Origin of the sequence: Actinoalloteichus caeruleus DSM 43889, from assembly GCF_000429185.2 — a bacterium.
In the GTDB taxonomy this organism is placed as follows: Bacteria; Actinomycetota; Actinomycetes; order Mycobacteriales; family Pseudonocardiaceae; genus Actinoalloteichus_B; species Actinoalloteichus_B caeruleus.
The window spans coordinates 533,807-559,373 of the sequence record NZ_AUBJ02000001.1; the positions used below are offsets into that span (position 1 = coordinate 533,807).

The 25,567-nt window shown below is 73.6% G+C and carries 20 protein-coding genes; 5 read left to right on the forward strand and 15 right to left on the reverse strand.

The genetic code is table 11. The features are described 5' to 3' along the window. Window positions 1–9 precede the first annotated feature (9 nt). Complete coding sequence (locus G443_RS02165) at window positions 10–816, forward strand: amino acid kinase family protein (RefSeq protein WP_026420650.1); 807 nt, start codon at window positions 10–12, stop codon at window positions 814–816. Window positions 817–1,049: 233 nt separating this feature from the next. Here the strand turns inward: G443_RS02165 and G443_RS02170 are convergent, their stop codons facing one another. The 10 genes from G443_RS02170 to aepX all read right to left on the reverse strand — a co-directional run bounded on the left by G443_RS02170 (window position 1,050) and on the right by aepX (window position 12,268). After that, window positions 1,050–1,733, reverse strand: coding sequence for a nucleoside/nucleotide kinase family protein (locus G443_RS02170; RefSeq protein ID WP_026420649.1), 684 nt, complete (start codon window positions 1,731–1,733; stop codon window positions 1,050–1,052). A gap of 14 nt (window positions 1,734–1,747) precedes the next feature. Next, complete coding sequence (locus tag G443_RS02175; RefSeq protein ID WP_253860095.1) at window positions 1,748–4,240, reverse strand: MFS transporter; 2,493 nt, start codon at window positions 4,238–4,240, stop codon at window positions 1,748–1,750. Continuing rightward, the gene (locus tag G443_RS02180; protein ID WP_162147342.1) at window positions 4,240–5,817 is read right to left on the reverse strand and encodes a nucleotidyltransferase family protein; all 1,578 of its coding nucleotides are present in this window, start codon (window positions 5,815–5,817) and stop codon (window positions 4,240–4,242) included. The genes G443_RS02175 and G443_RS02180 overlap by 1 nt, the downstream gene beginning before the upstream one ends. 84 nt (window positions 5,818–5,901) lie before the next feature. Next, window positions 5,902–7,023, reverse strand: coding sequence for an iron-containing alcohol dehydrogenase (locus tag G443_RS02185; RefSeq protein ID WP_026420647.1), 1,122 nt, complete (start codon window positions 7,021–7,023; stop codon window positions 5,902–5,904). 1 nt (window position 7,024) lies between these two features. Then, window positions 7,025–7,198, reverse strand: coding sequence for a hypothetical protein (locus G443_RS02190; RefSeq protein WP_253860096.1), 174 nt, complete (start codon window positions 7,196–7,198; stop codon window positions 7,025–7,027). Beyond that, the gene (gene pgk, locus G443_RS02195; protein WP_253860097.1) at window positions 7,195–8,214 is read right to left on the reverse strand and encodes a phosphoglycerate kinase; all 1,020 of its coding nucleotides are present in this window, start codon (window positions 8,212–8,214) and stop codon (window positions 7,195–7,197) included. The genes G443_RS02190 and pgk overlap by 4 nt, the downstream gene beginning before the upstream one ends. A gap of 37 nt (window positions 8,215–8,251) precedes the next feature. Next, the gene (gene argC / locus G443_RS02200) at window positions 8,252–9,352 is read right to left on the reverse strand and encodes an N-acetyl-gamma-glutamyl-phosphate reductase (RefSeq protein WP_026420646.1); all 1,101 of its coding nucleotides are present in this window, start codon (window positions 9,350–9,352) and stop codon (window positions 8,252–8,254) included. A gap of 7 nt (window positions 9,353–9,359) precedes the next feature. Further along, window positions 9,360–10,397 carry a zinc-dependent alcohol dehydrogenase gene (locus G443_RS02205; RefSeq protein WP_035293180.1) on the reverse strand — a complete coding sequence of 346 codons (1,038 nt, stop codon included), beginning with the start codon at window positions 10,395–10,397 and terminating at the stop codon, window positions 9,360–9,362. Next, window positions 10,394–11,413: an NAD(P)-dependent oxidoreductase gene (locus tag G443_RS02210; protein WP_026420644.1), complete on the reverse strand. Its 1,020-nt coding sequence runs from the start codon at window positions 11,411–11,413 to the stop codon at window positions 10,394–10,396. The genes G443_RS02205 and G443_RS02210 overlap by 4 nt, the downstream gene beginning before the upstream one ends. Before the next feature lie 12 nt (window positions 11,414–11,425). Next, window positions 11,426–12,268, reverse strand: a complete 843-nt coding sequence (gene aepX / locus G443_RS02215) for a phosphoenolpyruvate mutase (RefSeq protein ID WP_081715742.1) — start codon at window positions 12,266–12,268, stop codon at window positions 11,426–11,428. A gap of 356 nt (window positions 12,269–12,624) precedes the next feature. On the opposite strand from aepX, the gene G443_RS02220 reads away from it, so the two are divergent. Then, window positions 12,625–13,806 carry a pyridoxal-phosphate-dependent aminotransferase family protein gene (locus tag G443_RS02220; protein ID WP_051314389.1) on the forward strand — a complete coding sequence of 394 codons (1,182 nt, stop codon included), beginning with the start codon at window positions 12,625–12,627 and terminating at the stop codon, window positions 13,804–13,806. A 29-nt stretch (window positions 13,807–13,835) separates the two neighbouring features. Beyond that, the gene (locus G443_RS02225) at window positions 13,836–16,073 is read left to right on the forward strand and encodes an FAD/NAD(P)-binding protein (protein WP_026420641.1); all 2,238 of its coding nucleotides are present in this window, start codon (window positions 13,836–13,838) and stop codon (window positions 16,071–16,073) included. Between the two features lie 663 nt (window positions 16,074–16,736). Here G443_RS02225 and G443_RS02230 read toward each other — a convergent pair. Both G443_RS02230 and phzG read right to left on the reverse strand, forming a co-directional pair. Beyond that, complete coding sequence (locus tag G443_RS02230) at window positions 16,737–17,147, reverse strand: peptidase inhibitor family I36 protein (protein WP_081715741.1); 411 nt, start codon at window positions 17,145–17,147, stop codon at window positions 16,737–16,739. Window positions 17,148–17,605: 458 nt separating this feature from the next. Beyond that, window positions 17,606–18,274: a phenazine biosynthesis FMN-dependent oxidase PhzG gene (phzG, locus tag G443_RS02235; protein ID WP_051314388.1), complete on the reverse strand. Its 669-nt coding sequence runs from the start codon at window positions 18,272–18,274 to the stop codon at window positions 17,606–17,608. 542 nt (window positions 18,275–18,816) lie between these two features. On the opposite strand from phzG, the gene G443_RS02240 reads away from it, so the two are divergent. Further along, on the forward strand, window positions 18,817–20,223 hold the full coding sequence (locus G443_RS02240) for an NAD(P)/FAD-dependent oxidoreductase (protein ID WP_026420638.1): 1,407 nt from the start codon (window positions 18,817–18,819) through the stop codon (window positions 20,221–20,223). A gap of 29 nt (window positions 20,224–20,252) precedes the next feature. On the opposite strand, the gene G443_RS02245 is transcribed toward G443_RS02240, so the two are convergent. From G443_RS02245 to G443_RS02255, 3 genes are all read right to left on the reverse strand, one after another. Next, window positions 20,253–21,008 (reverse strand): metallophosphoesterase, encoded by a 756-nt coding sequence (locus tag G443_RS02245; RefSeq protein ID WP_026420637.1) that lies wholly within the window; start codon window positions 21,006–21,008, stop codon window positions 20,253–20,255. Between the two features lie 563 nt (window positions 21,009–21,571). After that, on the reverse strand, window positions 21,572–22,789 hold the full coding sequence (locus G443_RS02250; RefSeq protein WP_026420636.1) for a M20 metallopeptidase family protein: 1,218 nt from the start codon (window positions 22,787–22,789) through the stop codon (window positions 21,572–21,574). 302 nt (window positions 22,790–23,091) lie between these two features. Next, a complete protein-coding gene (locus tag G443_RS02255) occupies window positions 23,092–24,090 on the reverse strand; it encodes an aldo/keto reductase (protein ID WP_035293218.1) in 999 nt (332 codons plus the stop codon). A 201-nt stretch (window positions 24,091–24,291) separates the two neighbouring features. Between G443_RS02255 and G443_RS02260 the strand changes: the two genes are divergently transcribed. Beyond that, complete coding sequence (locus G443_RS02260; RefSeq protein WP_026420635.1) at window positions 24,292–25,116, forward strand: helix-turn-helix domain-containing protein; 825 nt, start codon at window positions 24,292–24,294, stop codon at window positions 25,114–25,116. The last annotated feature ends 451 nt before the right edge of the window (window positions 25,117–25,567 follow it).

Genomic DNA, 25,567 nt, shown 5'->3' on the forward strand with positions numbered 1-25,567 from the left:
GAGGCCGTGGTGGATGACGTGGTCGACCTGCTGGTGGTGAAGGTGGGCGGGAGCCTGGTCTCGGAGAAGGCCCGGCGCGACCACCTGGACCACGACGCCCTGGCGGGGTACGCGGCGCAGATCGCGGACCTGCACGCCGCCGCCCCCGGGCGCGTGGTCCTCGTCGTGGGCGGCGGATCCATCGGGCACGGGGCCGTGCGGCACCTCGACGCCGACGACCCCCTCGCCCCGTTGCCCCTCACCCGTGCGACCTTCGACGTCAAGTGGTCGTGGGTGCGGGCGTTGCGGGACCTCGGCTCGCGGTGCTTCCCCGTCCAGGTCGCCGCCATCTGCGTGCTCGGCCCCCGGGGGCCGGAGGTCAGCTTCGGGACCGTGCGACGCCTGCTCGACCACGGCATCCTCCCGGTGCTGGCCGGTGACAGCGTGCTCTGCGCCGACGGTGCGCTGCGGGTGTTCGGCAGCGACCACGTCCCGGCCGTGGCCGTGCGTGGCACGCCGGGTCGGACGCGGGTCGCCGTGCTCACCGACGTCCCGGGAGTGCTGGCTGGCGGTCCCGGCAGCCAGGAGGTGATCCCGGAGATCACGCCGGGGTCCTCGGCCGAGGCGTTCCGGCGGATCTGGCCGGCGGCGGCGCACGACACCAGCGGATCGATGGGGGGCAAGCTGACGGCGCTCCTCGACCACGCCCGCGACGGCGCCGAGTGCTTCGTGCTTCGAGGAGATCCGACGGCGCCGGACCTGCGGTTCCTGCTCGAAGGGCGCGGCAGGTGGCCCGACGTGCCGCACACCCGGATCGTCGCCGACACCACCGGTTGAGCCGTCCCGTCAGGTGATCACCGGGCGCGGACGCGTGTCCTCCCGGGACGGGTGCGACGCCGGTGCCGACGCGGCGCGCGAAGCGGAGGCACCCCCGACGGCGAGGGGCCGGGCCGGCCCTGGCCATCACCCGGTGGGGAAGGGCTTCTCGAAGGATCCGACGACAGCCCCGGGAAGGCGGATTGGTGGGGCACCGCCCACGGGCGACGGCACCCCACCCGAGCGGGGCGACCTCAACGGACCGCGTCCACCGCCTTCGCCGAACCCGTCGCGCGAGCCGACCGCACCGCCGTGACCACGCGGTCCACCACGGTGTCCAACGGCAGGGTGGCGTCCACCTCGACCCATCCGTGACGGGCCGACCACTCGTCCAGCAGCGACAGGATCGCGCCCTGGTGGCGCAGGAAGTTGTCCCGCCCGCAGTCGGGGTCCATGCCGCACTCGTAGGGCACCAGGTCGTGTTCCTTCCGCCGCCACGCGGCCTCGGGCTCCAACCGGAGGTAGAGCACGAGGTCCGGCACGGGCAGCCCGGCGACGACCGACTCCACCCAGCCCCGGTCCATGCCGTAGACGATCTCGCTGGCGGCGTGCTTCATCCAGTAACCGTCCAGCACACCGACGGCCTCGTCGACGGCCTCGTCGCCGGCCGGGGGCTGGCTCCGTTCGCCGAGCAGGGCCATGCCGATCGACCACATCAGGAACAGGAACCGGGGCGGATTGGGCATCTCGGCGACGCACAGCCGCAGGTCGGACACCGGCGGCCGGAGGAACCGGGTGGCCGGGTAGTCGGGGTTGTCGACGATGCGCCACCGTTCGACGAGCTGCGCGGGTTCACCCGCCTCGACGAGCCGGTCGACCGCCAACGAGGTCACCGTCGACTTCCCCGCGCCGTCGCTTCCCACAACCGCGATGATCATCGTTTCTCCTGCCGTCAGTTCCAGGGGGTGAGCGTGGGTGGCCCCTCCGGGCGGTCGGCGCGCAGCGAGGGCGCGTCCCGACCCGCCAGCCAGGCGGCCAGATCGGTGGCGGTCCCCGTCACGGTGACCGGGTCCCCATCGCCGTACGACCAGGTCCGCCCGCCGTCCGAGGGCACCAGTCGCACCGCGACGCCCTCGGGGAGCCGCCAGGTCATGAACTCCACCAGGTGGTCGGTGAACGCGGGCGGCCACTCGCTCGTCCGGTACCCGCAGTCGAGGTCCACGAGGTGGATCTCCACCTCACGCCACACGGCGAGGGCGGTTCCGGCGAGGTCCCCGTCCCGGTAGCGGACCGGCCGGGCCCAGTCCTGGGGGGACACCCGGTCCCAGGCCGCCAGCAGCCGCCGCAGGCCGGTCGCCAGCGTGTCCCGCACCTCCCGGTCGGTTCCTCGTGCGGCCGCCTCGATCGCGGCGTCCCTGCCCGGACGACCCCCGTCGTAGACGTCGACGAGTTCGTCGCGCAGCGCGTGCTCGGCCTGCCGTCCCATCGCCGAGGTGAGCTGGCCGAGGTGGACCAGGACGTGGGCCCGTGACCACCCGGGGAGCGCGCTCGGGGCCCGCAGGTCCGCGTCGGACCAGCCCTCGCTGAGCGCGATCAGGAGTTCGGCCCGCCGCCGCAGCCACGGGACCAGCGCCGAGGGCTCACCGTCGCGCGGGGGGTGGACCTGGTCGTCGGGCGGGGCGGGCCGGGTGGAGGGGCGTTCGGCGGACGGGCCGGTCGTGGTCATGGGTTCTCCCTGGTCGGTCGGGGATGCGGGGCGCGGGTCCTGGGGAGGGCCGAGGTGGCGCGCGGTCCTCGTCGCGCCCTCGCCCCGATCCCCGTTCCCGGCGGCGCCAATCTCGCACGAGCCTGGACCGGGCTCCGAGCCAGCCCGGGCTCGGCCGTCCAGAGTGGCCGGTGCGGCCATGTCCCCGTCGTCGCCGAGGAGGACCGCCCGGCGAACCGGTGCCGTTCGTCGCCGACCGCACGCCCGCGCGGCACGGTCCCCGTGGCACCGCCGGACCAGCCGGGTGGGGCGACCGACGGCGTCGCGCCCTCCGGTCGCCAGCCGTCGGCTGGGCAGGAGCGGACCGGCTGCCGCATCCGCCCCCCGGGCTCCGAGGACCAGCAGTGGATGTCGGGGACACCGGGGCCCGGGTGGCGCGTCATCCCGGGTCCGCCGGGTGGCGGGCCGGCGCGGCGGGCCGCCCCCGTCCGCGGCCGGGGGACCGCGTCGCCGAGTCCGCATCGGGCTGTCCTCCGTCGTCCGCGCCAGGGGGTCCGCGCCATCGGAGGAGGCGGTGGGTCGGCGGCCCACCAGCAGGAGCACCGTCGCCAGCGCGCAGAAGCCCACGGCGATCAGGAACACGGCGGGGCTGTACCCCGGGACCACCAGCGGTGCGAGGATGCCGACGGTGGAACCGACCTGCACCAGCGCGGTGTAGAGCGCGGCCCCGCCGCCCATGCCCGACGCCAGCGCCTCCCCCAGGATCACCAGACCGATGCTCTGGAAGCCGGCCGCGAACACCGCGTAGACCACCTGGGACAGGACCAGGACGGGGTAGCCGGCGTCGACGACGATCATGAGGAACGACGCGAGCCCGACGAGCGAGACCACGACCAGCGCGGGTCTGCTGCCGAACCGGTCGCTGGCGGCGGCGATCGGCACGAGGACCGCGAACTCCACGACGGCGGTCACCGCGAACAGCGCGGACACCCCGCTGGAACCGATCCCCGCGTCGTTGGCGTACAACGGCAGGTACACGCCCCGCAGGCTGTCGGCGGCCCGCAGCGACAACACCGCGATCGCCGCCGTCACCACCAGCGCCCGGGAGGGACGCCACCGGGCCCCGGCCGCCGCCGGACCGACCTGGTCCGCCTGCCGCTCGGGAGCCGGCCGTCCGGACAGCGGGAGCCAGGCGACGGCCACGTTGAGCAACGCCAGGCCGACCGCCACCCCCACCGGCCCCAGCAGCGGGCTGGTGGTGACCCGTTCCGCCTCGGCGGCCACCGCGAACACCCCGAGGCCGGCGACGTACCCGGCGACGTACCGGATGCGCAGGGAGCTGACCGTCCGCGCCACCGAACGCGACGAGTAGTGGTGCGCCATCGCCACGTACTGCGGGTACACCAGGCTCATCGCCATCACGGCCATGCCCGCCGGGTAGCGGGCCGCCGTCTCGGCGGTCACCGCCAGCGCGACCAGGCCCAGGGCGGAGACCCCGGCGCTGCCCGCCACCGCCCACCGGGAGGAACCGCGGCGCAGCACCCGGCCGACGGTCAGGTTCAGCACGGCGGCGGCCAGGGCGTTGAGCACGAAGAACAACGCGATCTCGCCCTTGCCCGCTCCACGGTCGGCCAGGAACAGGGGGAGGGCGACGCTCACCAGGCCGGTGAAGGTCGCGTTGGCGAGCAGCCCGATCCCCACCGCCGCCGGCAGCGCGCGCCCGACGCGGGTCCCGCGCATCAGGCCGGTCCGACGTCCAGCCGCAGCGGGAGGATCGCGGCGCCGTCCGTCTCGGCCCACCCGAGGCGTTGCCGGCGGATCCCCGCCAGCAGGACCATCCCCCGGCCCGGCCCCGGACAGCCGCCCAACCGCCGCCACGGGATCCGCACCCGCAGCACGTCCCGGCCACCGGTGCGCTCCGCCGAGCGGCCGACCGGTTCGGTGTCCGCCGGGGAGGTCAGCGAGTAGTCGTCGAACCGGAGCTCACCGGTCGCGGCGGTGTGGAAGAACTCGAAGCGGTGGTCGCCGAAGTTCAGCGACAACGCGGTCATGTGGCCGTCGGCCGCGGCGGGGGTGGACAGCACCACCGACAGCGCCCCGTCGTCGGCCGACAGCTCACCGACGACGTCGAAGGGCCCGGTCCGGCCAGGGCGGAACACGCTGCGGTCCAGGTCGGTGGACGTCCCGGCGCCCACGCTGATCCTCGTCGGCTCCGAGGAGCACGGCACGGCGACGGTGGAGCCCCCGATCGCCGCCAGCACCTCCTCGTGCTCCCGGGTGCGGACGACGAGCTCAGCCGGCCGCCAACCGGGGTCGACGAGGAACCCCTCCACACCGTCCCACCACAGGTCCACGGGGAAGAACCGGTCCGAGGGCGCGGGCAGGGAGCAGCCCGGGGGCACCGGGTCCCGGCCCAGCAGGTCGACGGAGAGCGCGCGGACGAAGGACACCACGTCCTCGGCGCCGAACCGCGTGACCAGCTCGGCGAACACGGCTACGTCGAACCCTGGGAGCGCGCACATGTCGGCGACGGCGGCGATCTCGTCGAGGCGCACGGTGCCCAGCGGCACCGGGAGGACCGCGCGGATGTAGTCGCCGTAGAGGTGGCACGCCTGCACCACCACCGCCGCCTCCGGGCGCAGCACGCGGGGCGCACCCGGCATCCCGGTGCCCTCCACCAGGTGGTCGACCAGGTCGCCGTGCAGGATCCGGTGTTCCCCCAACGTCTCGTGGTGCACCCACTGACCGGGGTGGGCTCGCGGGTCGCAGTCCTCCGGCGTCGTCCTGGTGCGCCACCTGGGCACCGGGTAGTAGGAGTGCACCTCGACCATGCCGTGTTCCGGAGCGACCAGTCGCGCGTACTCGTCGAGGATCTCCCGAGGGCCCTTCGGCACCAGGCCGAACCGGTCGGCCGAGGTGACGAAGCCGGCCGGGTCGGCGACGACGACGTCGAGGTCGCCGCTGTGGCGCACCGCGCGTTCCTCGCCGGTCAACGCGAGCAGGGTGAACCCCTTGAGGGGGACCATCGAGCGGGAGCGGTCCCGGCCCGCGGTGGCCTCGTCGAGGACCGTCGCCAACGCGGCCCGCCGGTCCATCGCGGCCCGGATCCCGGCCAGCCGGTCGGTGAGCGCCGAGACCAGGTCCGGTGGCACGCGCACCGACTCGACCCGCACCCGATGCAGGAACCGGGCGTCGAGCCGGTGCGCGTGCAGCGCATGGGCGAAGGCGGTCGTGTCGACGTCATCGAGGGTGGGACGCGGTACGTCCCCGCCGGCCGACCAGGCCAGCGCGTCCACGAGGGAATTCCCGGAGCTCACCGTCGCAGCGTTCCCCGGCGGGGCGGACGCGGTCAATTGGTGCGGTGAGGTGTTGGAGAATCGCTCAATGTTCGTGGAGCCCGACTACAGCGACGCGGCGTAGAGTTCCTCGACCAGGGTGGCGTCGGGCCGGTCGATCGGATCGTTGGCCAGGTTTCCCGAAACCCCCGAGACGAGGGAGTCCAGATCGGATTTCCGGAATCCGTGGTCGGTGAGCCGGGACGAGATACCGATTCTCCTGGTGAGTTCGCCGACGGCGTCGGGAACCGAATCCGCCGCCACGAACCGGGCCAACCGGTCGAACCGTTCCGGGGCGTGCGAATAGGCGCGTTCCATCCAGGCCGGGTACACGCAGGCCAGTCCTCGGCCGTGCGAGATGTCCACCCGGGGCACCGCCCCCATGCCCTGTTGCAGCCGGTGCGGCAGGCAGGTGCTCGCCGTGGCGACGTTGCACCCGCCGAGCAGCGAGGCCAACGCGAGCCCCTCCCGCACCTCCGGGCCGGTGTCACCGGCCACCGCCCTCGGCAGGTGTTCGGTGATCAGCTCCACCGCCGCCTCGGCGAACCGGTCACTGATCGGGTTGGCCCGGCGGGCGACGTAGCTCTCCACCGCGTGGGCGAGGGCGTCGAACCCGGAGTCGGCCACGACGGCGGTGGGGGCGCTGACGAGGAGGTCGGGGTCGACGATCGCGGAGACGGGGAAGAGGTCGTCGCCCCGGACACCCGACCGGAAGGAGACGGCCTCGTCGGTGATGATCGCGCCCTTGGTCACCTCGGAACCGCTGCCGGCGGTCGTGGGGACCGCCACCACGGGCAGGCTCCCCGGGGTCCTGGGCAGCACCGACCCGATCAGCGGGCGGACCGAGGTGTGCGGGACGGTGACCGCCGCGGCCTTCGCCGCGTCCAACGCGCTGCCCCCACCGAGACCGACGACCACCTCGCACTTCTCCCGCCTGGCCAGCCGCGCCGCCGCGTCCACCTCCGCCGCCAGGGGGTTGGGGGAGACCCCGTCGAACAGCACCACCGACACCCCGGCCGAGGTGAGGCTGTGCAGGGCGCGGTCCAGCACCCCGTGTCGGCGCATGGCCGTCCGGCCGCACACCAGCAGGGCCTGGCGGCCGTGCGCCGAAGTGATCTCCCCCAGTTCGGCCAACCGGCCCCTGCCGAAGGCCACGGAGGTCGGCACCAGGTGGTCGAAGGTCAGCATCTCATCTCCCGTCGTCGTCGTCCCGCAGCGCGTCGAGCACCGCGCAACCGCCCTCGGCCAGGTACCGCAGCGCCGAGCCGCCGCCCGTCGACGTCGGCCCGGACCAGGGGAGCTCGGCCACCGTGTCCCCGCCCAGCAGCACCACGTCGTCCCGAGCTCCGGCGAGCCGGGTCAACACCTGGTCGCTGGCCCGCCGGTGCCCGGCCCGGTAGGCGCTGGGGGGACCCGCGACCACCGCGCGCCCCCGCCCCCCACGAGCCGGTCCAGGGCGGCGAGCGCCCAGGGCAGCACCGTGAAGTCGACGACGGCGTACCCCGGGGGCACGCCGTCGTCCGGGCGGCGCGGGTCGAGCCGCAGCCAGCGGGCTTCGCCGTACCCCCCGGAACCGTCGGGCCGGGCCACCGCGACCTCCTCGGGCAGGTGCAGAGCGTCGGGGGCGGCCGCCGCCAACACCTCGGCGGCGACCTCCACAGCACGGGCGGGGGAGTCGCCGAGCACCGACTCGGCCACCGGGTGGCCCCGCGCGGCCAGCAGGCAGTTCAGCACGGCCCCGCCGGGGATGACCAGGTCGTAGGCGCTGCCCAGCCGGCGGAGGCCGACCTCCACCTTCTCCTGCTTGCGCCCGCCCACGACGGCCACCGAGAACCGGGTGGGATCGCGGCCAGCCCACGGTCCGAGCAGCGTGAGCTCCCGGACCAGGCTGTCGGCGGCCCAGCCGGGCAGCAGACCGAGGAGGCCGGTGGTGGAGGCGTGGCGGCGGTGCGCCTTGGAGAACCCACCCATCGCCACCCGCTCCCCGAGCGCGGCGAACTCCACGGCCAGGTCCGGGTCGTTCCGCTCCTCGCCGGCGTGCAGCCGCGTGTTGCCGAAGAGCGCGATCTCCCCGTCCCGGAGCGCCGCGGCCGCCGCCCGCGCCTCGGGGCCGGTCGACCAGGGCAGGTACCGCACCGGGCAGCCCAACCGGCCGCCCAGGTAGGTGGCGAGGTCACCGAGGTGCCGGGCGCTGCCGTCCGCGTGCCGGCCCTGGTGGGTCAGCAGGGCGACCCGGGCGCCGGCCCCGCTCAGCCGAGCCAGGTCCGCCAGTTCGGTGTCGACCCGGCCCAGGCCGCCCGGCCCGTCGGCGACGTTGAAACCGGCTGAGAAGATCCACCGTTGACCGGCGGCGAGCGGTTCGTCCGCCAGCAGGCGCACCCCGGCGAGCCCCGGTGGGATCGCGGAGGCCCCGAGGTCACGGCGCGTACGCCCGGAGCCCGGTGGTGTCCGGCAGCCCCACCATCACGTTCATGTTCTGCACGGCGGACCCCGCCGCCCCCTTGCCCAGGTTGTCGATCACCGACACCACCTTGATCACCGACCGCGCCGGGTCGTGGTCGACGCCGAGGTGGCAGTAGTTGGTGCCGACCACGTTGGACAACCTCGGGTAGGCGCCGTACTCCTTGGCGTTGGCGCCTCCCCGCTTCTCCAGGTCGTTGACCAGCACGAAGTGTTCCCCGGAGTGGTCGGAGCCGTACCGGCCCAGGTACCGCGCGGTCAGCGCCTCCCGGCTCAGCCCGTCGCGGTGCTCGGGTGGGACGAGGACGGTGATCTGGGCCAGGATGCCGCGCGCGAAGGCGCCGTGCGCCGTGCTCATGACCACGTCGACCGGTCCACCCGCCAGGCGCCCCAGGTGGAGCTCGAGCTCCCCGCTGTGCCGGTGGCCCTCCAGGCTGTAGGGCAGCATCGACCCGAACACCTCGGCGTGGTGCAGGTCCCGGGTGGGTTTGGCGCTCGCCCCGGTGGTCCCGTTGACCGCGTGGACGTGGACGGAGCCGGCGGACCCGAGCAGTCCCTCCTCGGCCAGGGGCAGCAACCCCAGCAGCACCGAGATGACGTAGCACCCCGGGTTCGCCACCAGGCGGGCCTCGGGGAGGCGGTCGCGAACCAGTTCCGTCACCCCGAACACCGCCTCGGGCAACAGCTCCGGGCTGCTGTGCGGGCGGGCGTAGATCCGTTCGTACAGCGCCGGGTCCGGGAACCGGAAGTCGGCGCTGAGGTCGACGACTCGGGTACCCCGGCGCAGCAGTTCGGGTGCCATCCCCATCGCCTCGCCCGCCGGGACGCAGAGGAACACGACGTCCAGCGCACCGGCCCGTTCGACCAGGGCGTCGAGGTGGACGAACTCCAACCCGCTGCCCAGCAGGTTCGGGTGGACGGCCGCGAACGACCGCGTGGTGTCCCTGGCGGCGGGGACGATCTCACCGACCTCGGGGTGGCCCAGCAGCAGCCGGCACAGTTCCCGTCCCGCCCAGCCGGTGGCCCCGACGACCCCGACCCGCAGCCTGCCTGTCACCGCGACATCACCCTTCCCTCGTCCCTGTCCTGATCACGACCTTGCCGACGGTCCCGTCCGCCCGGTCCGCCAACGCGAACGCCTCCGCCGCCTCCGCCAGCTCGACGGTGTGGGTGACCAGTGCGCGGGGATCGACCAGTCCCCGCTCCACCCAACCGATGACCTCGGCGAAGTCCTCGGGCGTGGACAGCGCGGACCCGGTCACGGTGAGTTCCCGGCCGACGAGCGCGTTGGCGTCGACCGCCGCCGGGCCGGGGAAGTAGCTCACCACCACGACCTGCCCACCCGGCCTGGTCATCGCCGCGGCCTGGTCCAGCACTCCCGGGTGGCCGGAGGCGACGAAGGTGACACCGGCCGGGCCGGCGCGTTCCGCTACGGCCGCCTGGTCCTCCTCGGCCGCGTCCACGTAGCGGTCCGCGCCCACCGCCCGCGCGAGCCGTCCCTTGGCGGGGCCCAGGTCCACGCAGGTCACCGTCGCCCGCCACGACCGGCGCACGGCCAGCACGCAGGCCAGGCCGATCGACCCGGAGCCCAGGACCGCCACCGACGGGTCGGGACGCGCGAGACCGACCGCGTGCCGGCCGATCGTCAGCGGCTCGACCAGGGCGCCCGCCACCGGGTCGACGTGCTCGGCGAGCCGGAAGGTCATGTTCTCCCGCAGCACGACGTACTCGGCGAGGGAACCCTCCCAGCCCCGGTGGCTCAGGTTCGCGCGGTCGGAACACAGGTGCGCCGCCCCGCCCCGGCACGCCGCGCACCGGTCGCACGGGGAGAAGGCGGCGGAACAGACCAGATCCCCCGGGGCGAAGCCGGTCACCTGGGCACCGACCTGTTCGACCACCCCGCAGAGCTCGTGCCCGAGCACGACGGGGGCGGTCTTGTAGGGGTGCGTGCCCCGGTAGGCGGCGAGGTCGGAGCCGCACACACCGCTGGCGAGCACGCGGACCAACAGCTCCGCCGGGCCCATCGCCGGGATAGGGACCCTGCGGTTGCGGATGCTCCGCACCCCGTCGAGCACGGCGGCCCTCATGGTCGCCGTGGTCACCCGGGGACCCCGCCGCCCGCGGTGACGGCCGCCCCGGCCGGCAACGCCCCGGGCGCTGTTCCCCCGAACTCCTCGGTGGCCAGTTCCACCACCCGCTGACCGATGCGTTCCTGGGTGTCCACCGTCATCGCCCCGATGTGCGGGGTGATGACCACGTTGTCCAGTTCCCGCAGGAGCGTGCGGCCCTCACCGGCGGGCACGTCGGTCGCCGCGCCCGCGAGGCGGCCCGCCCGCAGGGCGTCGACGAGGTGGTCCTCGTCCACCACCCCGGCCCGCGCCACGTTGACGAGCACGGCGTCCCGGCGCATCATCGCCAGCTCCGCCGCCCCGATCAGCCCCCGGGTGTCCTCGGTCAGGGGCAGGGCGAGGCAGACCACGTCCGAGGTGGCCAGCAGCTCGGGCAGTTCGGTGAGGACCACGCCCAGCTCGGCCAGCTCGGCGGCCCGACGCGGACCGGGGCGGCCGACCGTCCCCAGCCGCCGCATGCCGAAACCCGCCCCGATGCGGGCGATCCGGGACCCGATGGCGCCGACCCCGACGATGCCGAGCGTCCGCCCACCCAGCTCCACCCCGAGCAGGTCGTCCTTGCGCCACGCGCCACCCCTGACCTGCCGGTCGGCCAGGGCCACCCGCCGCACCACCCCCAGCAGCAGGCCGAAGGCCAGCTCGGCGACCGCCTGCGCCGAGGCGTTCGGGATGTTGACCACCCGGACACCGGCGAGTTCCGCGGCGACCATGTCGATGTTGTCGGTCCCGACCCCGGCGCGGATCACCAGGCGCAGCGACGGCGCCGCGGCGAAGACGGCGGCCGGGAGCCGGACGCCGCTGCGGAGGACGACGACGTGGGCGTCGCCGACCAGTTCCCGCAGCACGTCGGGTTCGGGTCGCAGGCGGACGACGACGGTGAAGTCCTCCCGGAGCCGTCGGATCGCGCTGTCCGCGATCGGGTCGAGCACGAGGACGGTGGGGCGGGGCCCACCACCGCCGTGGTCGTCGGGAGCTGTGGGCACGGTCATGGTGGCCTCCCCTCAGACGCGGTACGCGCGCCGTTCGGCCTCGTCGATCTCGGAGTACTCCATCAACTCGAACACCTCCGCGAGGGAGGCCAGCTCGCTCTCGGTGCGGTGCACGCTCTGCTTGGCGAAGATCTCCCGGCACACGCGGCGCATGGCGCTGACCGCCGCCCGCATGCTGTGGTTGGCCCAGATCACCGCCGACACGCCGGCGGCCTGGAACTCCGATGACGGCGTGCTCGCGTAGGTCGTCGGCGCGATGACCAGCGGGAGGCGCTCCCCCCACTCACGGCAGAAGTCCAGGATCTCGGTGGCGTCGGACCGCCGGGAGTGGATGAAGATCGCGTCGGCACCCGCCTCGTGGTAGGCGTGGGCCCGGTCGAGGGCCTCCGGCAGACCCCGGCCGGCGATCAACGCCTCCACCCGCGCCACCAGCACGAAGTCCGAACTCCGCTGGGAGTCCTTGCAGGCCCGGATCTTCGCCGTGAAGTCGCTGACCTCGGCGAGGGTGTGGGAGTCGCCGACGAAGGAGTTCATCTTGGGGAAGATCTTGTCCTCGAGGCACACCCCGGCGACGCCGAGGCGTTCGGCCTTGGCCACGAACCGCCTGGCGGTGTTGAAGTTGCCGTAGCCGGTGTCGCCGTCCACGACGATCGGGACGGTCGTCGCCTCCACCATCGCCTCCACCACGCCGAGCAGCTGCGACCAGGACGCCTCGTCGCTGTCCCGCACCCCCAGCGCCGTGGACATCGACAGGCCCGACGCCCAGATGGCCTGGAAACCCTCGACCTCCGCGATTCTCGCGGAGAGCCCGTCGTGGGCTTCCATGAGATACGTCAGTTCCTTTTCCCGAATCATCGTCCGCAGTCGCGAAGCGCGACTCGACGTCCCGGTGTCCGTTCCGTTTTCCCGCACGCTCGTCATAGTCCTTCTCGCAGCCGCCGTCACGACGGCACCGGGTGGCGCCGACGCCGTACTCGTCTGATTCCGATTTCCGTCAACGGGATCGAGAAGGAATGTATGCCAGCTCGGTGGTTGGTGGATCAACATCTCGCGGAACGGTTTAGAAGGAGGTCCAACAGGTGTGGTGATCCCACGACGCGCGCTGGCAGAGTGGCCCTGCCGTCGAAGGGCGCCCAGTTCCCGACGGCGATCACCCCCCGGGAGTTCCGAACGGCCCACACCGGGACACGTCGCCCGCACGGAGGAAACCGATGACCGTCCGCGCCACCGAGACCCCGGCCACCGCGGCCACCGCCAGGACCACCCCGCCGCCGCACCAGGTGTTGCTGAACCCCGGCCCGGTCAACGTCCACGACCGGGTGCGCGCGGCCCTGGCCTACCCCGACGTCTGCCATCGGGAGCCGGAGGCCGCGGAGCTGCTCGACGCCGTGCGGGCCAAGGCCACGGCGGTCTGCGGCGGGGACGAACGCCACACCAGCGTCCTGCTCGCGGGTTCCGGGACGGCCGCGCTCGAAGCGGTCATCTCCTCGGTGGTACCCGAGGGCGGAACCCTGCTCGTCCCGCACAACGGGCACTACGCCGAGCGGGTCGCCAGCATCGCCGAGGCGCACCGGATCCCCGTGCGGCGGCTCGAGTTCGGCTGGGGCCAGCCGATCGACCTGGCCGCCGTCGACGCCGCCCTGGCCGAGGACGCCACGATCAGCCACGTCGGACTGGTCCACCACGAGACCAGCACCGGGATGCTGAACCCGCTGGCCGAACTGGGGGAGATCGTCGCCCGCCACGACCGGTCCCTGATCGTCGACGCCATCAGCACCCTGGGCGCGGAACCGCTCGACGTGGTCGCCGACCACGTCGACTGGTGCGTCGGGACGGCCAACAAGTGCCTGGAAGGGCTGCCGGGCACCAGCTTCGTGTGCGCCCCCCGGTCGTCGCTCGACGGGCTGTCCGAGGTGCGCCCCCGCACCTACTACCTGGACCTGCGCGCCCACCACGTCGCGCAGGACCGGGACCGGGCGCCGCTGTTCACCCCGGCCGTCCAGGCGCTGTACGCCTTGGACGTCGCCCTGGACCTGACCCTGGAGGAAACGGTCGCCGTGCGGTCCCGGCGCTACCGGGAGCACGCCGACCGGGTGCGGGCGCACCTCGCCCGCCACGGGTTCGAACCCCTCGTGCCCGACGGGCACCGCGCCAGCTCGGTCACCGTCTTCCGGCTGCCCGACGGCGTCGAGTACCAGCACCTGCACGACCGGCTCAAGGCCGACGGCTTCGTCATCTACGGCTGCCCGCCGCGCCTGGGGCGCGTCTGCCGCATCGCGACCATGGGGCAGCTCACCACCGACCAGATCAGCGCGTTCCTCGCCGCCTTCGACGCGGCCCTGGACGCGCCGCACCCGACCGGCGCCGCGACGCCGTCGACGTCGCGCGCCTGAGCGGACGTCTCGAACAAGGAGGACGCGACATGCGCAAGGTCCGACTCGCGGTGGTCGGTGCGGGACCCACCTGCACCTACGTGGTGGAACGGCTCGCCGCCACCCTCCCCGACCTGGCCGACGAGCTGGCGCTCGACATCCACGTCTTCGACCGGGGTGGGCGGTTCGGGGCGGGAGCCGTGCACAGCGACACCCAGCCGGAGACGAGCTTCCTGAACCGCATCGTCGGCCAGGTCGCCTTCGCCGCGGACGAGAGCGTGCTCGACGCGGGACCCCTGCTGGAGCCGAGCCTGCGGCCCACGCTGTACGAGTGGTGCCGGCGCCGCTTCGACGAGACCGGGGACCCCGTGTTCGACGTGACGAAGGAGGACTGGCCCAAGCGGTACGTCCACGGCCTCGCCCTGCGTGAGGTCTTCGGCTGGTATGTCGACATCCTGCGGGCACAGCCCCACGTGGACGTGCACCTCCACCAGGCGGAGGTGCTCGACGTCACCGAGCGGGGCGAGCGGCTGGAGGTCGAGGTCCGCGCCGTCGACGACGACGGGGGTCCCGGCTCCTCCGAGGTGGTCACCGTCGACTCGGTGCTCTTCCTGACCGGCCACTCCTGGAACGACGCCTCCCGCATCGCCCGGCTGCGACCGCTGCTGCGGTTCGCCGAGGACCACGACGTCGAACTCGTCCCCACCGCCTACCCGCTGGAGGACACCCTCACCGAGCGGGTCGCGCCGCCGGGCAGCGCGGTCGGCTGCGCGGGAATGGGGTTGACCACGATCGACGTCATCCTCTGGCTGACGGAGGGCAGGGGCGGGCGCTTCGACAGGACCGAGGGGCGCCTCACCTACCAGCCCTCCGGGAGGGAACCCGCGACGATCGTCCCGGTCAGCGAGGCCGGGCTGTTCACCTTCGCCCGGCCCTACAACGCCAAGCAGGTCGACCTGGAGCGGTTCGAGCACCGAGGCGTCTTCCTCACCGAGTCCGCCGTCGACCGGCTCCGGGCCAGCGTCGGCCGTCCCACCTCGGTGGGCCTGACGGGAGCGCAGCGGCAGCTCGACTTCACCGAACACCTCTTCCCGCTGGTGCTGCTGGAGATGGCGCACCTGTACTACGTGACCCTGCTCGGTCCCGACGTCGGTCGTCGCCTCGCCGAGGCCGTCGGACCGACAGTGGACACCGCCCTGGACAACCCGGCCGGACCGCGCACCCCGGAAGCGCTGTTGGACCCGGTCTCCTCCGTCCTCGGGGCGGCGGTGACGCTCATCGACGGGGTGCTCCAGGGGACGGTGCCGCACGTGGAGGCGCGCGCCGCCACCGACGGCTGGTCCCTCGACGCGGCCCTGTCCCGTTTCCTCGAGGTCACGGTGGGACCGGTGGCCCGGGACGCCCTGCTGGCCAGGGTGGACGACCCGGCCGGCCTGGCCGAGGAGTTCGCTCGGGCCCGCCGGCCGTGGGGTCACCAGCCGCTGCTGTCGGACAACCTCTTCGACTGGCGGTCGACCATCTCCCCGGTGCCGCCGGCGGACCGCACCTCGCCGGAGCGCTACCAGGCGGCCGTGGTGGAGTTCATGCGCCGCGACCACCTGTGGGCGGAGCAGGACAACCTGACCAACCCGGCGAAGGCCGCGGCGGACGGGGTGTGGCGCGACCTGCGGCCGGTGCTGGGGTACGCCGTCGACTACGGTGGTCTGACCGCCGCCTCCCACCGCGAGTTCCTCACCGTCTACATGCGGCACCACAACCGGCTGGCCAACGGCGCGGCCCTCGAGGTGATGGAGAAGATCCTCGCACTGGTCGAGTGCGGGATCGTGGACGTCTCGGTCGGCCCGGACGTGACGGTCGCGGGAGGGCCCGGCGGCCGGTTCCAGGTGAACGGCCCCCACACGGGCGCGGTCCGCGAACTCGACGTCCTGGTCGACGCCCGGGTGCACTCCTTCGACCCGGAACTGGACACCGCACCGCTGTACCGGCGGCTCCTCGACCGGGGGCTGGTGAGGAAGTGGCGCAACCCCGCCGAGGACGGGGACCACTTCGAACCGGGCGGTCTCGACCTCACCGTCGACTTCCACCCGGTGCGACGGGACGGGACGGTCGACCGGCGGTTGACGTTCCTCGGGCCACCCAGCGAAGGCGTCATGTTCTTCCAGCTCGGCGCGCTGCGCCCGCATCACAACCACCACGTGATGCGGGACGTGCTGACCTGGCTGCGGGAGTTCCTGCCCCGGGGTGGCGCACCCGTGGCCGAGGAGGACGTCGCGACACCGGTCGGCTGACCCAGTGCTGGCGGGCCCGCGTCCTCCGCCGGGGGCGGGCCGGGGCGGCCTGGTTGACCTTCCGGCCCCGCCAAGCCGGAGCGCGGGGCGGGGTCCGGAGTGCCGGCGGCCCCGAGGTGGGGTCGCCGATGGTCACGGCGAGGAGGAACGAGCGGGGGAGCGGTTCCCCGCCGCGCGGGGGCGCTGGCCGAGGCGGGCGCTCCGGGGCGGTCGGGTCCGCTCCCCTCGGCGGCGTCCGCGATGTCCTCCGTCGGGTGCGGCCCGGGGGTGGACGCACGCCGTGGCCGGTCCGGTGCGGCGCACCCGGCGGATCAGGCGGGGTCCGCCATCCCAGAGACGCCGGACCTCCCCTCCCCGGGCGGGTGGGTGGTCGATGTCGACGGCGAGCACGAGAGCCTGGCCGAGGGGCAAGCCATCGGGCAGTGGCGGATCGCCCCGGCCGGGCGCGTGGCGGTCGGGGAACGCCCTGGGCGGAGCCGCCGACGTTCCTCGGGGCGTCCTCGTCCCGCATGCCCGGCACGGGCGTCGCGCGAGGTCGGGCATCGGGAGGGGGAGCGAGCCGACCGCCGACCGCACGGCGAGCGCGGGGCGCCGGGTGGGAGCCGTGGGGACTCCCACCCGGCGCCACTCGGGTGCTGGCCGACGACTCGGGCGGGGCTGGGCTCAGTGCACCAGGACGCTGTTCGCCGGGAAGTCCACCGACGACAGGCTCGACCCGCCGCGGACGGGGAGCTGGGCCCCGGTGCAGTCGGTGCCCTCGAACAGGACCGCCTGCCGGCCGTGCGTGTTGACGGCCGACCGGATGCGATTCCCCCACCCGTGCTCGACCAGGTCCACGCACGCGCCCGCGTCCGTGTTCCACGCCATCGCCGTGAACCGGGTCCCCTGGAAGCCCGTCTCGTCCCAGGCGCAGAACGTCCCGCTGAACTCGCAGGCTCCGGTGGTGCTCGAAACCACGGCCGTCGGAGTGCCCCCGGGCGCGGCGGCGGCCACCCCGGACGCGACGGCCGAACCCACGACGACCGTGGCGACACCGATCGCGGTGGTCAACGACCTTCTCGCGGACTTCCTCACGAAACACCTCCACACGAAAGGGGCAGAAAAGGAAACGGGACCACCGGTGGTTCCTCGTCGAGGACGGAACCATTGTCCGGCGGAAATCCCCTGCCCAAAACCTAGGAAAACCGGGGAGGTGGAACAAGTGATTCGATTACCCCTTAGAGGGGCGACTAGTGGTCGTGAATTCCGGATGACGGGGAGGTGTCCTCCTCCCGTGCCCGGTCCGCGCTGGGACGCGCCCGCTCCGGGGCCGGGACGCGGGGGCGACCCGGTGGTGGCGTGGCTGACGCGTCCGTCCGCCGGGCCGTGGGACTGGTCACCCCGCAGCGGAACCCGGCGGCCCGCGCGGCGGCCGATGACGCGACAGAGGCGTCGGGCGAGGGGCCAGGCAGGTCCGGACGGCCGGCGACGAGGTCACCTCCGAGGAGGTGACCTCAGGACCTGCCCGTTCCCGCCGCTGTCCCGCCCGCGCGTCAGGGCTGGAGGCGGCGGTGCGACCACCCGCCGTTCTCCCGGGAGTAGGAGAGGCGGCGGTGCAACCTGCTCGCCTTCCCCTGCCAGAACTCGATCTCGGTGGGCAGGAGGCGGTAGCCACCCCACCCCGCCGGCCGGGGCAGCGCGCTACCGGCCTCGATCAGCTCCTGGGCCCGGGTGTGCAGCTCGCCCTCCGCCGCCAGCGGAGCGCTCTGCGCGGACACGACCGTGGTGGCCTGCGCCGCGAGCGGCCGTTCCGCGAACAGCTCGTCGGACCGCGCGGCCGGGAGGGCCTCGACCGGACCCGCCAGCGTGATCTGCTGGAGGGACTCCCGCCAGTAGAAGTTCATCGACGCCCACGGCTGGACGGCGAGATCCCGCCCCTTCCTGCTGCCGGTGTGGCTGGTGAACACCAGGCCACCGTCGACGACCTCCTTGATGAGGACCACCCTGCTCGACGGGCGTCCCGCAGCGTCGACCGTGGCCAGTGACACGGCGAGCGGTTCCCGAACCCGGTACTCCTCGGCCAGCGCGATCCACCGGCGCAACAGGACGAACGGATCCGCTGGCGGTACGTCGAACTCGGGGAGGACGAGGCTCTCGTCGCCGCTCAGGGTGTTCGCGGGGCGGGACTCCTCGACCCGGCCCGCCTGGGTGGTGTCACTCACCGATCGCCTCCCGCACTCGTCGCACCGGCACCCGGTGCGTTTCCCGAATCCGCATGATCGCACGAGCGGGTGATGCGGGGAAAAGGGGCGGGTGCCGTCGGGAGTGGGCGCCAGAATGGTTCGCGGAAACACTTCCGGTCGGGTCGGACGGCGGTTCCGGGGAATCGGGTGCTCAGCGGCCGCCCCCGGGTGGTGGTGGCCGAACGGGGTTCCGGAGGGTGCCGCCGCGGCACTCGGGGTATCCCGTCGAACCGCCTTAGAAATTCCTCCAAAAAAGAGCAACGGAATCCGCCTACCATTCGGGAGGCGGCGCCCGCTGGTCCTCGGCGGGACTCGGCCGCCACGACTCCGACCACCGCCCCTCCCGCCGCTCGTCGGACGGAGGGGCGCCGCTCCTCGTCCCGCCCCGGCCCGGCCGCCCGCTCACCCGAGCGGTCGACCTCCGGGCCGGGGCGCCGACGACGGGCGGACCGCGACCTGGGAGGCCGAGACCACGGTTTCCCGGCCACGACAACGCCACTCCGGAGAACGGGAGATCGACTGTGCGCGAGAAGACCCAGGTGCTGGTGATCGGCGGTGGACCCGCCGGATCGACGACGGCGACCCTGCTCGCCCGGGAGGGCGTGGAGGTGACCGTGCTCGAGCGCGAACGCTTCCCGCGCTACCACATCGGCGAGTCACTCCCGGTGTCGGTGCTCAGGATCCTCGACCTGCTCGGCGCTCGGGAGAAGGTGGACGCGGCCGGTTTCGTCCGCAAGCACGGCTCCTACTTCGAGTGGGGGGACGAGAAGTGGGACCTCCCCTTCAGCCACCTCGACGGCATCGACAAGTACAGCTGGCAGGTGGAGCGTTCGGAGTTCGACAAGATCCTCCTCGACCACTCGCGCAGCGTGGGGGCACGCGTCATCGAGGAGGCCTCCGTCCGGGATGTCCAGTTCGACGGCGACCGGGCCGTCGCCGCCCGCTACCGGGTGGGTGGCGAGGAGCGGCACGTCGACTTCGACTTCGTCGTCGACGCCTCGGGCCGCGCCGGCGTGCTGTCCCGGCAGCGGTTCAGGAACCGTCGCTTCCACGAGGTCTTCAAGAACATCGGCGTGTGGTCCTACTGGAAGGGCGCCAAGGACCTCGGGCGCGGCCCGAGGGGCGCGGTGGCGGTGTGCTCGGCGCCGGGCGGCTGGTTCTGGCTGATCCCGCTCAGCGGAGGCGTCCTCAACGTCGGCTACGTGTCCGCGAAGACCTGGTTCGACGACCAACGCGCCCGGCACCCCGACCTGAGGTCGCTCTACCTCGCCGCCGTCGAGCAGTGCCCGTTGGCGGTGGAGGTGTTGGCGGGCGCCGAGATGGGGGAGGAGATCAAGGTCGAGACGGACTACTCCTACGTCGCCGACAGCTTCTGCGGGCCCGGGTACCTGCTGGCCGGGGACGCCGCCTGCTTCCTGGACCCGCTGCTGTCCACCGGCGTCCACCTCGCCAACTTCAGCGGCCTCGTCGGCGCGGCCAGCATCGGCAGCGTGCTGCGCGGTGAGGTCGCCGAAGTCGACGCCCTGCGCTTCTACGAACAGGTCTACCGCCACTCCTACCAGCGGCTCCTCGTTCTGGTGTCCCTCTTCTACGAGGCGCACCGGGCCAGCGACGACCACTTCTACAACGCCCAGACCCTCACCCGGGCCGAACGCAACGGTCTGCGGCTGCACGACGCCTTCCTCAACATCGTCGCCGGGGTCGAGGACCTGGCCGACGCGAGTTCCGACCAGGCCTACGAGTTCATCGCCAACCGGTTCACCGGACGCGACGGTGGGTCGGCGAACCCGCTGACCCACCACAACACGTCCAAGGACAACCCGCCGATGGCCCCCGACGAGGCGGTCGCCGGTCTCTACCTGGTCCAGGAGCCCCGCCTGGGTCTCCGGCCCGCGAACCTCCCCGTCGGGACGTCCACCGCCCGCTGAACGGGCCGAGGAGGGGGCACGCTCGGCCCTCAGCCCAGAACCCGGAAGTGGGTGGTGAGGTGCCGGCCGGTGAGCAGGTGGAGGGCGAGCGCCGGAGGCGCCTCCGAGGTCACCACCGCGTCGTCCCCGGGCCGGGACTCGAAGGGGAGCACCAGGGTGGACGCCACGCCGGGTCCGAGCAGCACCGGCACTCCCGCGACGGTGCTCGCCCCAGCCGTGTGAGCGTGCCCGACCAGCACCGCGACGACGGCGGGATGCCGGGACAGGACCTCACCGAAGGGTGCGGAGTCCGCGAGGGCCACGCCGTCCACGAAGGGGTGGCCCACCGGGACCGGCGGGTGGTGCGTCGCGACCACCGTGGGTGTCGCGCCGGCCCCCGGGTCCGCCAACGTGCGGTCCAGCCAGGACAGCCCCTCGGCGCCGAGCGCCCCGCCCACCTCGCCCGGCACGGTCGTGTCCAGCAGCACGAACCGGACCCCGCCGAGGACGACGCACCGGTGCGGCGAGTCGGACGAGGTCCCCGCCTCGTCGCCCAGCGCGGCGGACAGGGCCGAGGGGTCGTCGTGGTTGCCGGGCAGCGCCAACACGGGGGCGGTACCGGCGAACAGGGCCAGGACCTCCTCGTAGTCCTCCCGGCGGCCGGAGTCCACGATGTCCCCGCACAGCAGGACCACGTCGACCGGCCGGGTGAGGCCCCGCAGGTAGCGGGTGACCCGGGCGACCCGCTCCGCGCGTTCCGCGCTCCCGTCGACGTGCGGATCGCTGACATGGGCGATGACGAACACGGGTCCTCCTCGCTGTTCCACCCCGCGCCACACGGGAGAGGCCCAGCAGGACCAGCACCCACCTGACCCGGGCGTCCTGCCACGGACGGTACGCGGCGCCGCGCGCGGCGGACCAGGACCGGACGCCCCAGGAGGTCGGATGTGGACGATCCTCTCAACCCCCGGCGGCACCAGGTCCGGACCGGGCGTCCGGAGCCCGCGTTCCGCGTCCTCGCGGGGAGAGCCCGGAGCCGGCGCGTGGGTGGATCCGTCACGACTCCGCCGGTCCCGTGGCGAGCGCACGCCGTCCGCGGTGGGCGAACACCTCGGCCCACCCACCCCGACGGGCGGTCCGCCGCGTCCGGAGCCGACCGCACGACGAGCGCCCGGGAACTGTGCCGGGAAACGAGGGGGACGCGACCTCCGCCGTCCTGCTCCCGGGGCTGCGCGGGCGTCGGGAGCAGCAGCGCGCACCGGCCATCCGGAGGGACTTCGGCGCCGGGCACGTGCTCCCTCCCGCACCCCCCGGCGGAGCCCTGACGGCGCGGCGGACACCCCTCGACGTCCGCCGGACCGCGCCCGGATCAGCCAGCCCCGCCCTCCTCCCGCTCCCGGTGCAGGCGGTCGCGTGCCAGCGTGGCCAGGAACAGTGCCTGGTCGGCGAGGACCCCGTCGTCGAACACCGCGCGCGGGGAGTGGTTGCTCGCCGGCCGCCCACCGGGATCGGCCGGCGCGGCCCCCAGGAACCCGTAGGAGCCCGGGACCCGGCCCAGCACCCGGGAGAAGTCCTCCGAGCCCGTCAGCGGGTTGTCGAGGTGCCGGTACCGGTCCGCCCCGAAGAGACCGACCGCCGTCCGCGCGTAGAACTCGGCCTCACCGGCGTCGTTGACCGTCGCGGGCAGGACCTCCTCGAAGGTGACGTCGGCGGTCAGACCGTGCCCGACGGCGATGCTCCTGACCAGCTCGGGCAGCTCCCTGCCCAGCCGCGCGGCGTTGTCGGCGCTGAACCAGCGGACACCGGCCCGCAGCCGGGCCGAGTCGGGGATGATGTTGGGCGCGGTACCGCCGTGGAACTCCCCGACGGTCACCACGACCGGGTCGAACACGTCGAACCGGCGGGTGACGAGGGTCTGGAGCGCCGTGACGACCTCGGCTCCGACCTGGATCGGATCCAGGGCGTGGTGCGGGCGGGAAGCGTGCCCGCCGCTGCCCCGGACCGTGACGTCCAACCGGCCGAACGCCGCCATCATCGGCCCCGGCCGGCTCGTCAGCACCCCGCGCGGCATGTCGGCCGCCACGTGCACCCCGTAGGCCGCCACCGGTTCCGCGCCGGCGGCGGTCAGCACACCCTCGTCGAGCATGACGCCCGCGCCGTCGTAGCCCTCCTCGCCCGGCTGGAACATGAACACGACCGTCCCGGGGAGGGAATCCCGGACCCCGGCGAGCAGCCGGGCCGCGCCGACCAGTGCGGCCGTGTGCAGGTCGTGGCCGCAGGCGTGCATCGCCCCGTTGGTCGAGGCGAAGGTCAGCCCGGTCAGCTCGTCCAGCGGAAGCGCGTCCATGTCGCCGCGCAGCAGGACCACCGGACCGGGACGGCCGCCACGCAGGACCGCGACGACCGACCCCAGCCGCTCCCCGGTGGTGATCTCCAGCCCCAGCCCGTCCACCGCGTCGAGGACCCGCCGCTGGGTGCGCGGCAGGTCCAGGCCCACCTCGGGGTCCGCGTGCAGGGCCCGTCGCAACCCGATCAGGTCCCGGGCCAGTGCGTCGTCGACGACCAGCCGCCTCGGAGTGGGTGTCATCAGTGCCTCCGGTTCCGTCGCGCCCCCCGTTCCCCCACCCTTCCACCGAGGACCGGCGGCGAGAAGCACGGGGCACGACGGCGTACCCGTGACCGGCGGATGGGCCGCGAGCACCGCGCGGTCCGGGCCGCGCTGGCGGCCAGCCGCCCCCGGGGACGGCGGACCGGACGCCGGCGCGCCCCGGGAGCGGGCAGGGCCTCGTGGGGGGTCGACTCCTCGGAAGCGCCCAGCCGCGCCCCGACGTCCGGTACCGGATACCGGATATCGAGACGGATGCCGGATAGCGGCCGGCGGTCAGCCGGTCACCTGTCGCCAGCCGGTTGCGAGCCGGTCCACCGCGGCCTTCCCCCGACGGCGGGCGCGGTGTTCCCGAAGACGAACGGGTCGGTCTCGCACTGGCTGATGAAGTCGGTGGGGAAACCGGCCTCGAACCCGGTCGCCGCCTCCAGGCGGTCGACCACGTCGTCGGGCAGCACGAGGTCCACGGCGCCGAGGCTGTTCGCCAGTTGGTCCGCGTCGCGGACCCCGACGATGGGCAGCACCGGGGCCCGCCGCCGCGTCCAGGCGAGCGCCACCTGTGCGGCGGAGACGCCGAGTTCCCCGGCGACCGCCCACACGGCCTCGGCGACGGGGCGATCCTTCGCCGACAGCGACTCCGGGGCGGCCCGCGTCGAGGTGCCCGTCAACGCGCCCCCACCCAACGGCGCCCACGCCGTCACGCTCATGCCGAACGCCTCGGCCATCGGCAGCAGTTCCCGTTCCGCGTCCCGCCAGATCAGGCTGTAGGGGACCTGGAGACCAGCGAACGGGGTCCAACCCCGCCAGTTCGCGAGGGTGTTCGCCTGGGCGACCAGCCAGGCCGGGGCGTCCGACACCCCCACGTAGAGCACCTTGCCGGCCCGGACGACGTCGTCCAGGGCCCGCATCGTCTCCTCGATCGGCGTGTGCCGGTCCCAAACGTGCACCCAGTAGACGTCGACGTGGTCGGTGCGCAACCGTCGCAGGCTCCGCTCCAGGGAACCCACCAGGTTCTTCCGGTGGTTCCCCGAGGCGTTCGGATCGTCCCGGTCGTGGGAGACCGTGTACTTGGTGCCCAGGACGAAGCGGTCGCGGTCGGTGAGCACCGCACCCAGCAGATCCTCGCTCCTGCCGTAGCAGGAGGCCGTGTCGACGAAGTTGCCGCCCGCCTCGGCGTAGGTGTCCAGGACCCGCCGCAGCTCCCGCTCGTCGTCGAGGATCATCGTCCCGAGGACGACCTCGGAGACGCGCAGTCCGGTCCGCCCGAACAGTCGGTACCGCATGGTCACCGCCACCTCCTCGACCTCGGCGGTGCGATCGGACGGGGAGCTCGTGCGTGCTCCTCGGCTGTGCGGGACCGCCGCGGCTTGCGTGGTCCTTCGTGGAAATCGTTCATCCCACACACCCTGGCCTGGGGATCCGGCGTGAGGGAGACCCTCCCAGGGCCCCGCTACGGCCCGCTGGCGACCCTAGGATGAAGCGTCATGCCCGAGAACGTTCTGGGGGCCTTCCTGCGGGCCCGCCGTGAGGCCACCGCACCCACCACCGCCGGCATCTCCCCGGGCGGGAGACGACGCACCCCCGGTCTGCGCCGAGCCGAACTCGCGGATCTCGCGGGTATCAGCGTCGAGTACCTGACCAGGTTGGAGCGGGGGCGCGACCGGCATCCCTCCGTTCCGGTGCTGCGGGCGCTCGCCGACGCGCTGCGGTTGTCCCCGGAGGAACACGCGCACCTGCACCGGTTGGCGAAGTCGAGTGACATGGCGTGCGCCCGGACGTCGAGCCCAGCCACCCCGCCCCCGCCGGTCGCGCCGGTCCGCCCGACGCTCCTCGCCCTGCTCGACCAGCTCGAACCGGCGCCGGCCCTCGTCCTGGACGCGCGGACCACCGTCCTCGCCCACACCGCCGGCTTCCGGGAGCTGGTCGCGTCGACCGGGTTGCTCGACGACCCCCGACCGAACCTGGTCCGATACCTCTTCACCGACCCCCGGGCCAGGCTGACCTATCCGGACTGGCCGGTGGTCGCGGACGCCCGGGTGGCCGCGTTGCGCGCCTCAGCCGACCTCGGCGACCAGGACACCGCCGCGCTGGTCGGGGACCTCGCGGCCACCGTCGGCGCGGAGTTCGCCGAGCGGTACGCGGCGTCGGCGGGTCTGCCGAGCGCGACCGGCACCGAACGGTGGAGGATCGGCGGCCACGAGATCACGATGGCCTACGAACGCCTGTCCCTGCCCGGTACCGGCCAGTCGCTGCTCGTCTACCTCCCGGGCCCGGCGGCGGTGGAGCGGGAGGACCACCCCGCGGCGTAGCGCCAGGGCGAGCCCGGCACCGTTCCTCTCGGGCCTCACCGGACGCCCAGGGGGCGTCGTCCCGGAGTGTGCCGCACGATGGACGGGCGAGTCGCTGGGGTGTTACCGAAGTACGTACCGAAGGCATCGGATTCAATTCCGTTGAGTTCAACCCCGGTTTCCTGGTGAGGGAGGGAGCTGGCTCCGCGCCAACGGCTTCTCCTGGTTTTCGTTGCGGGTCCCCGGGCGGAGTTGGTAATGTTCCGTCGAGCGTTGGGAACGGAATTTTCCTCATTCTCGGTTCGGATCGTGTTCTGTTCCTCCGATGCTGGTAGGAAACGTTCCACGCCGGCGGGTGGCGTTTCCGCGTCGGGTGTTCCTCGTGCGCTCCCACCCCTGTCGGATGACCCTGCCGTGTCGGCGAACTCGTCGAGGGACAGGCCCGGACCCCCGATGCCTCGGCGGTGCGCCC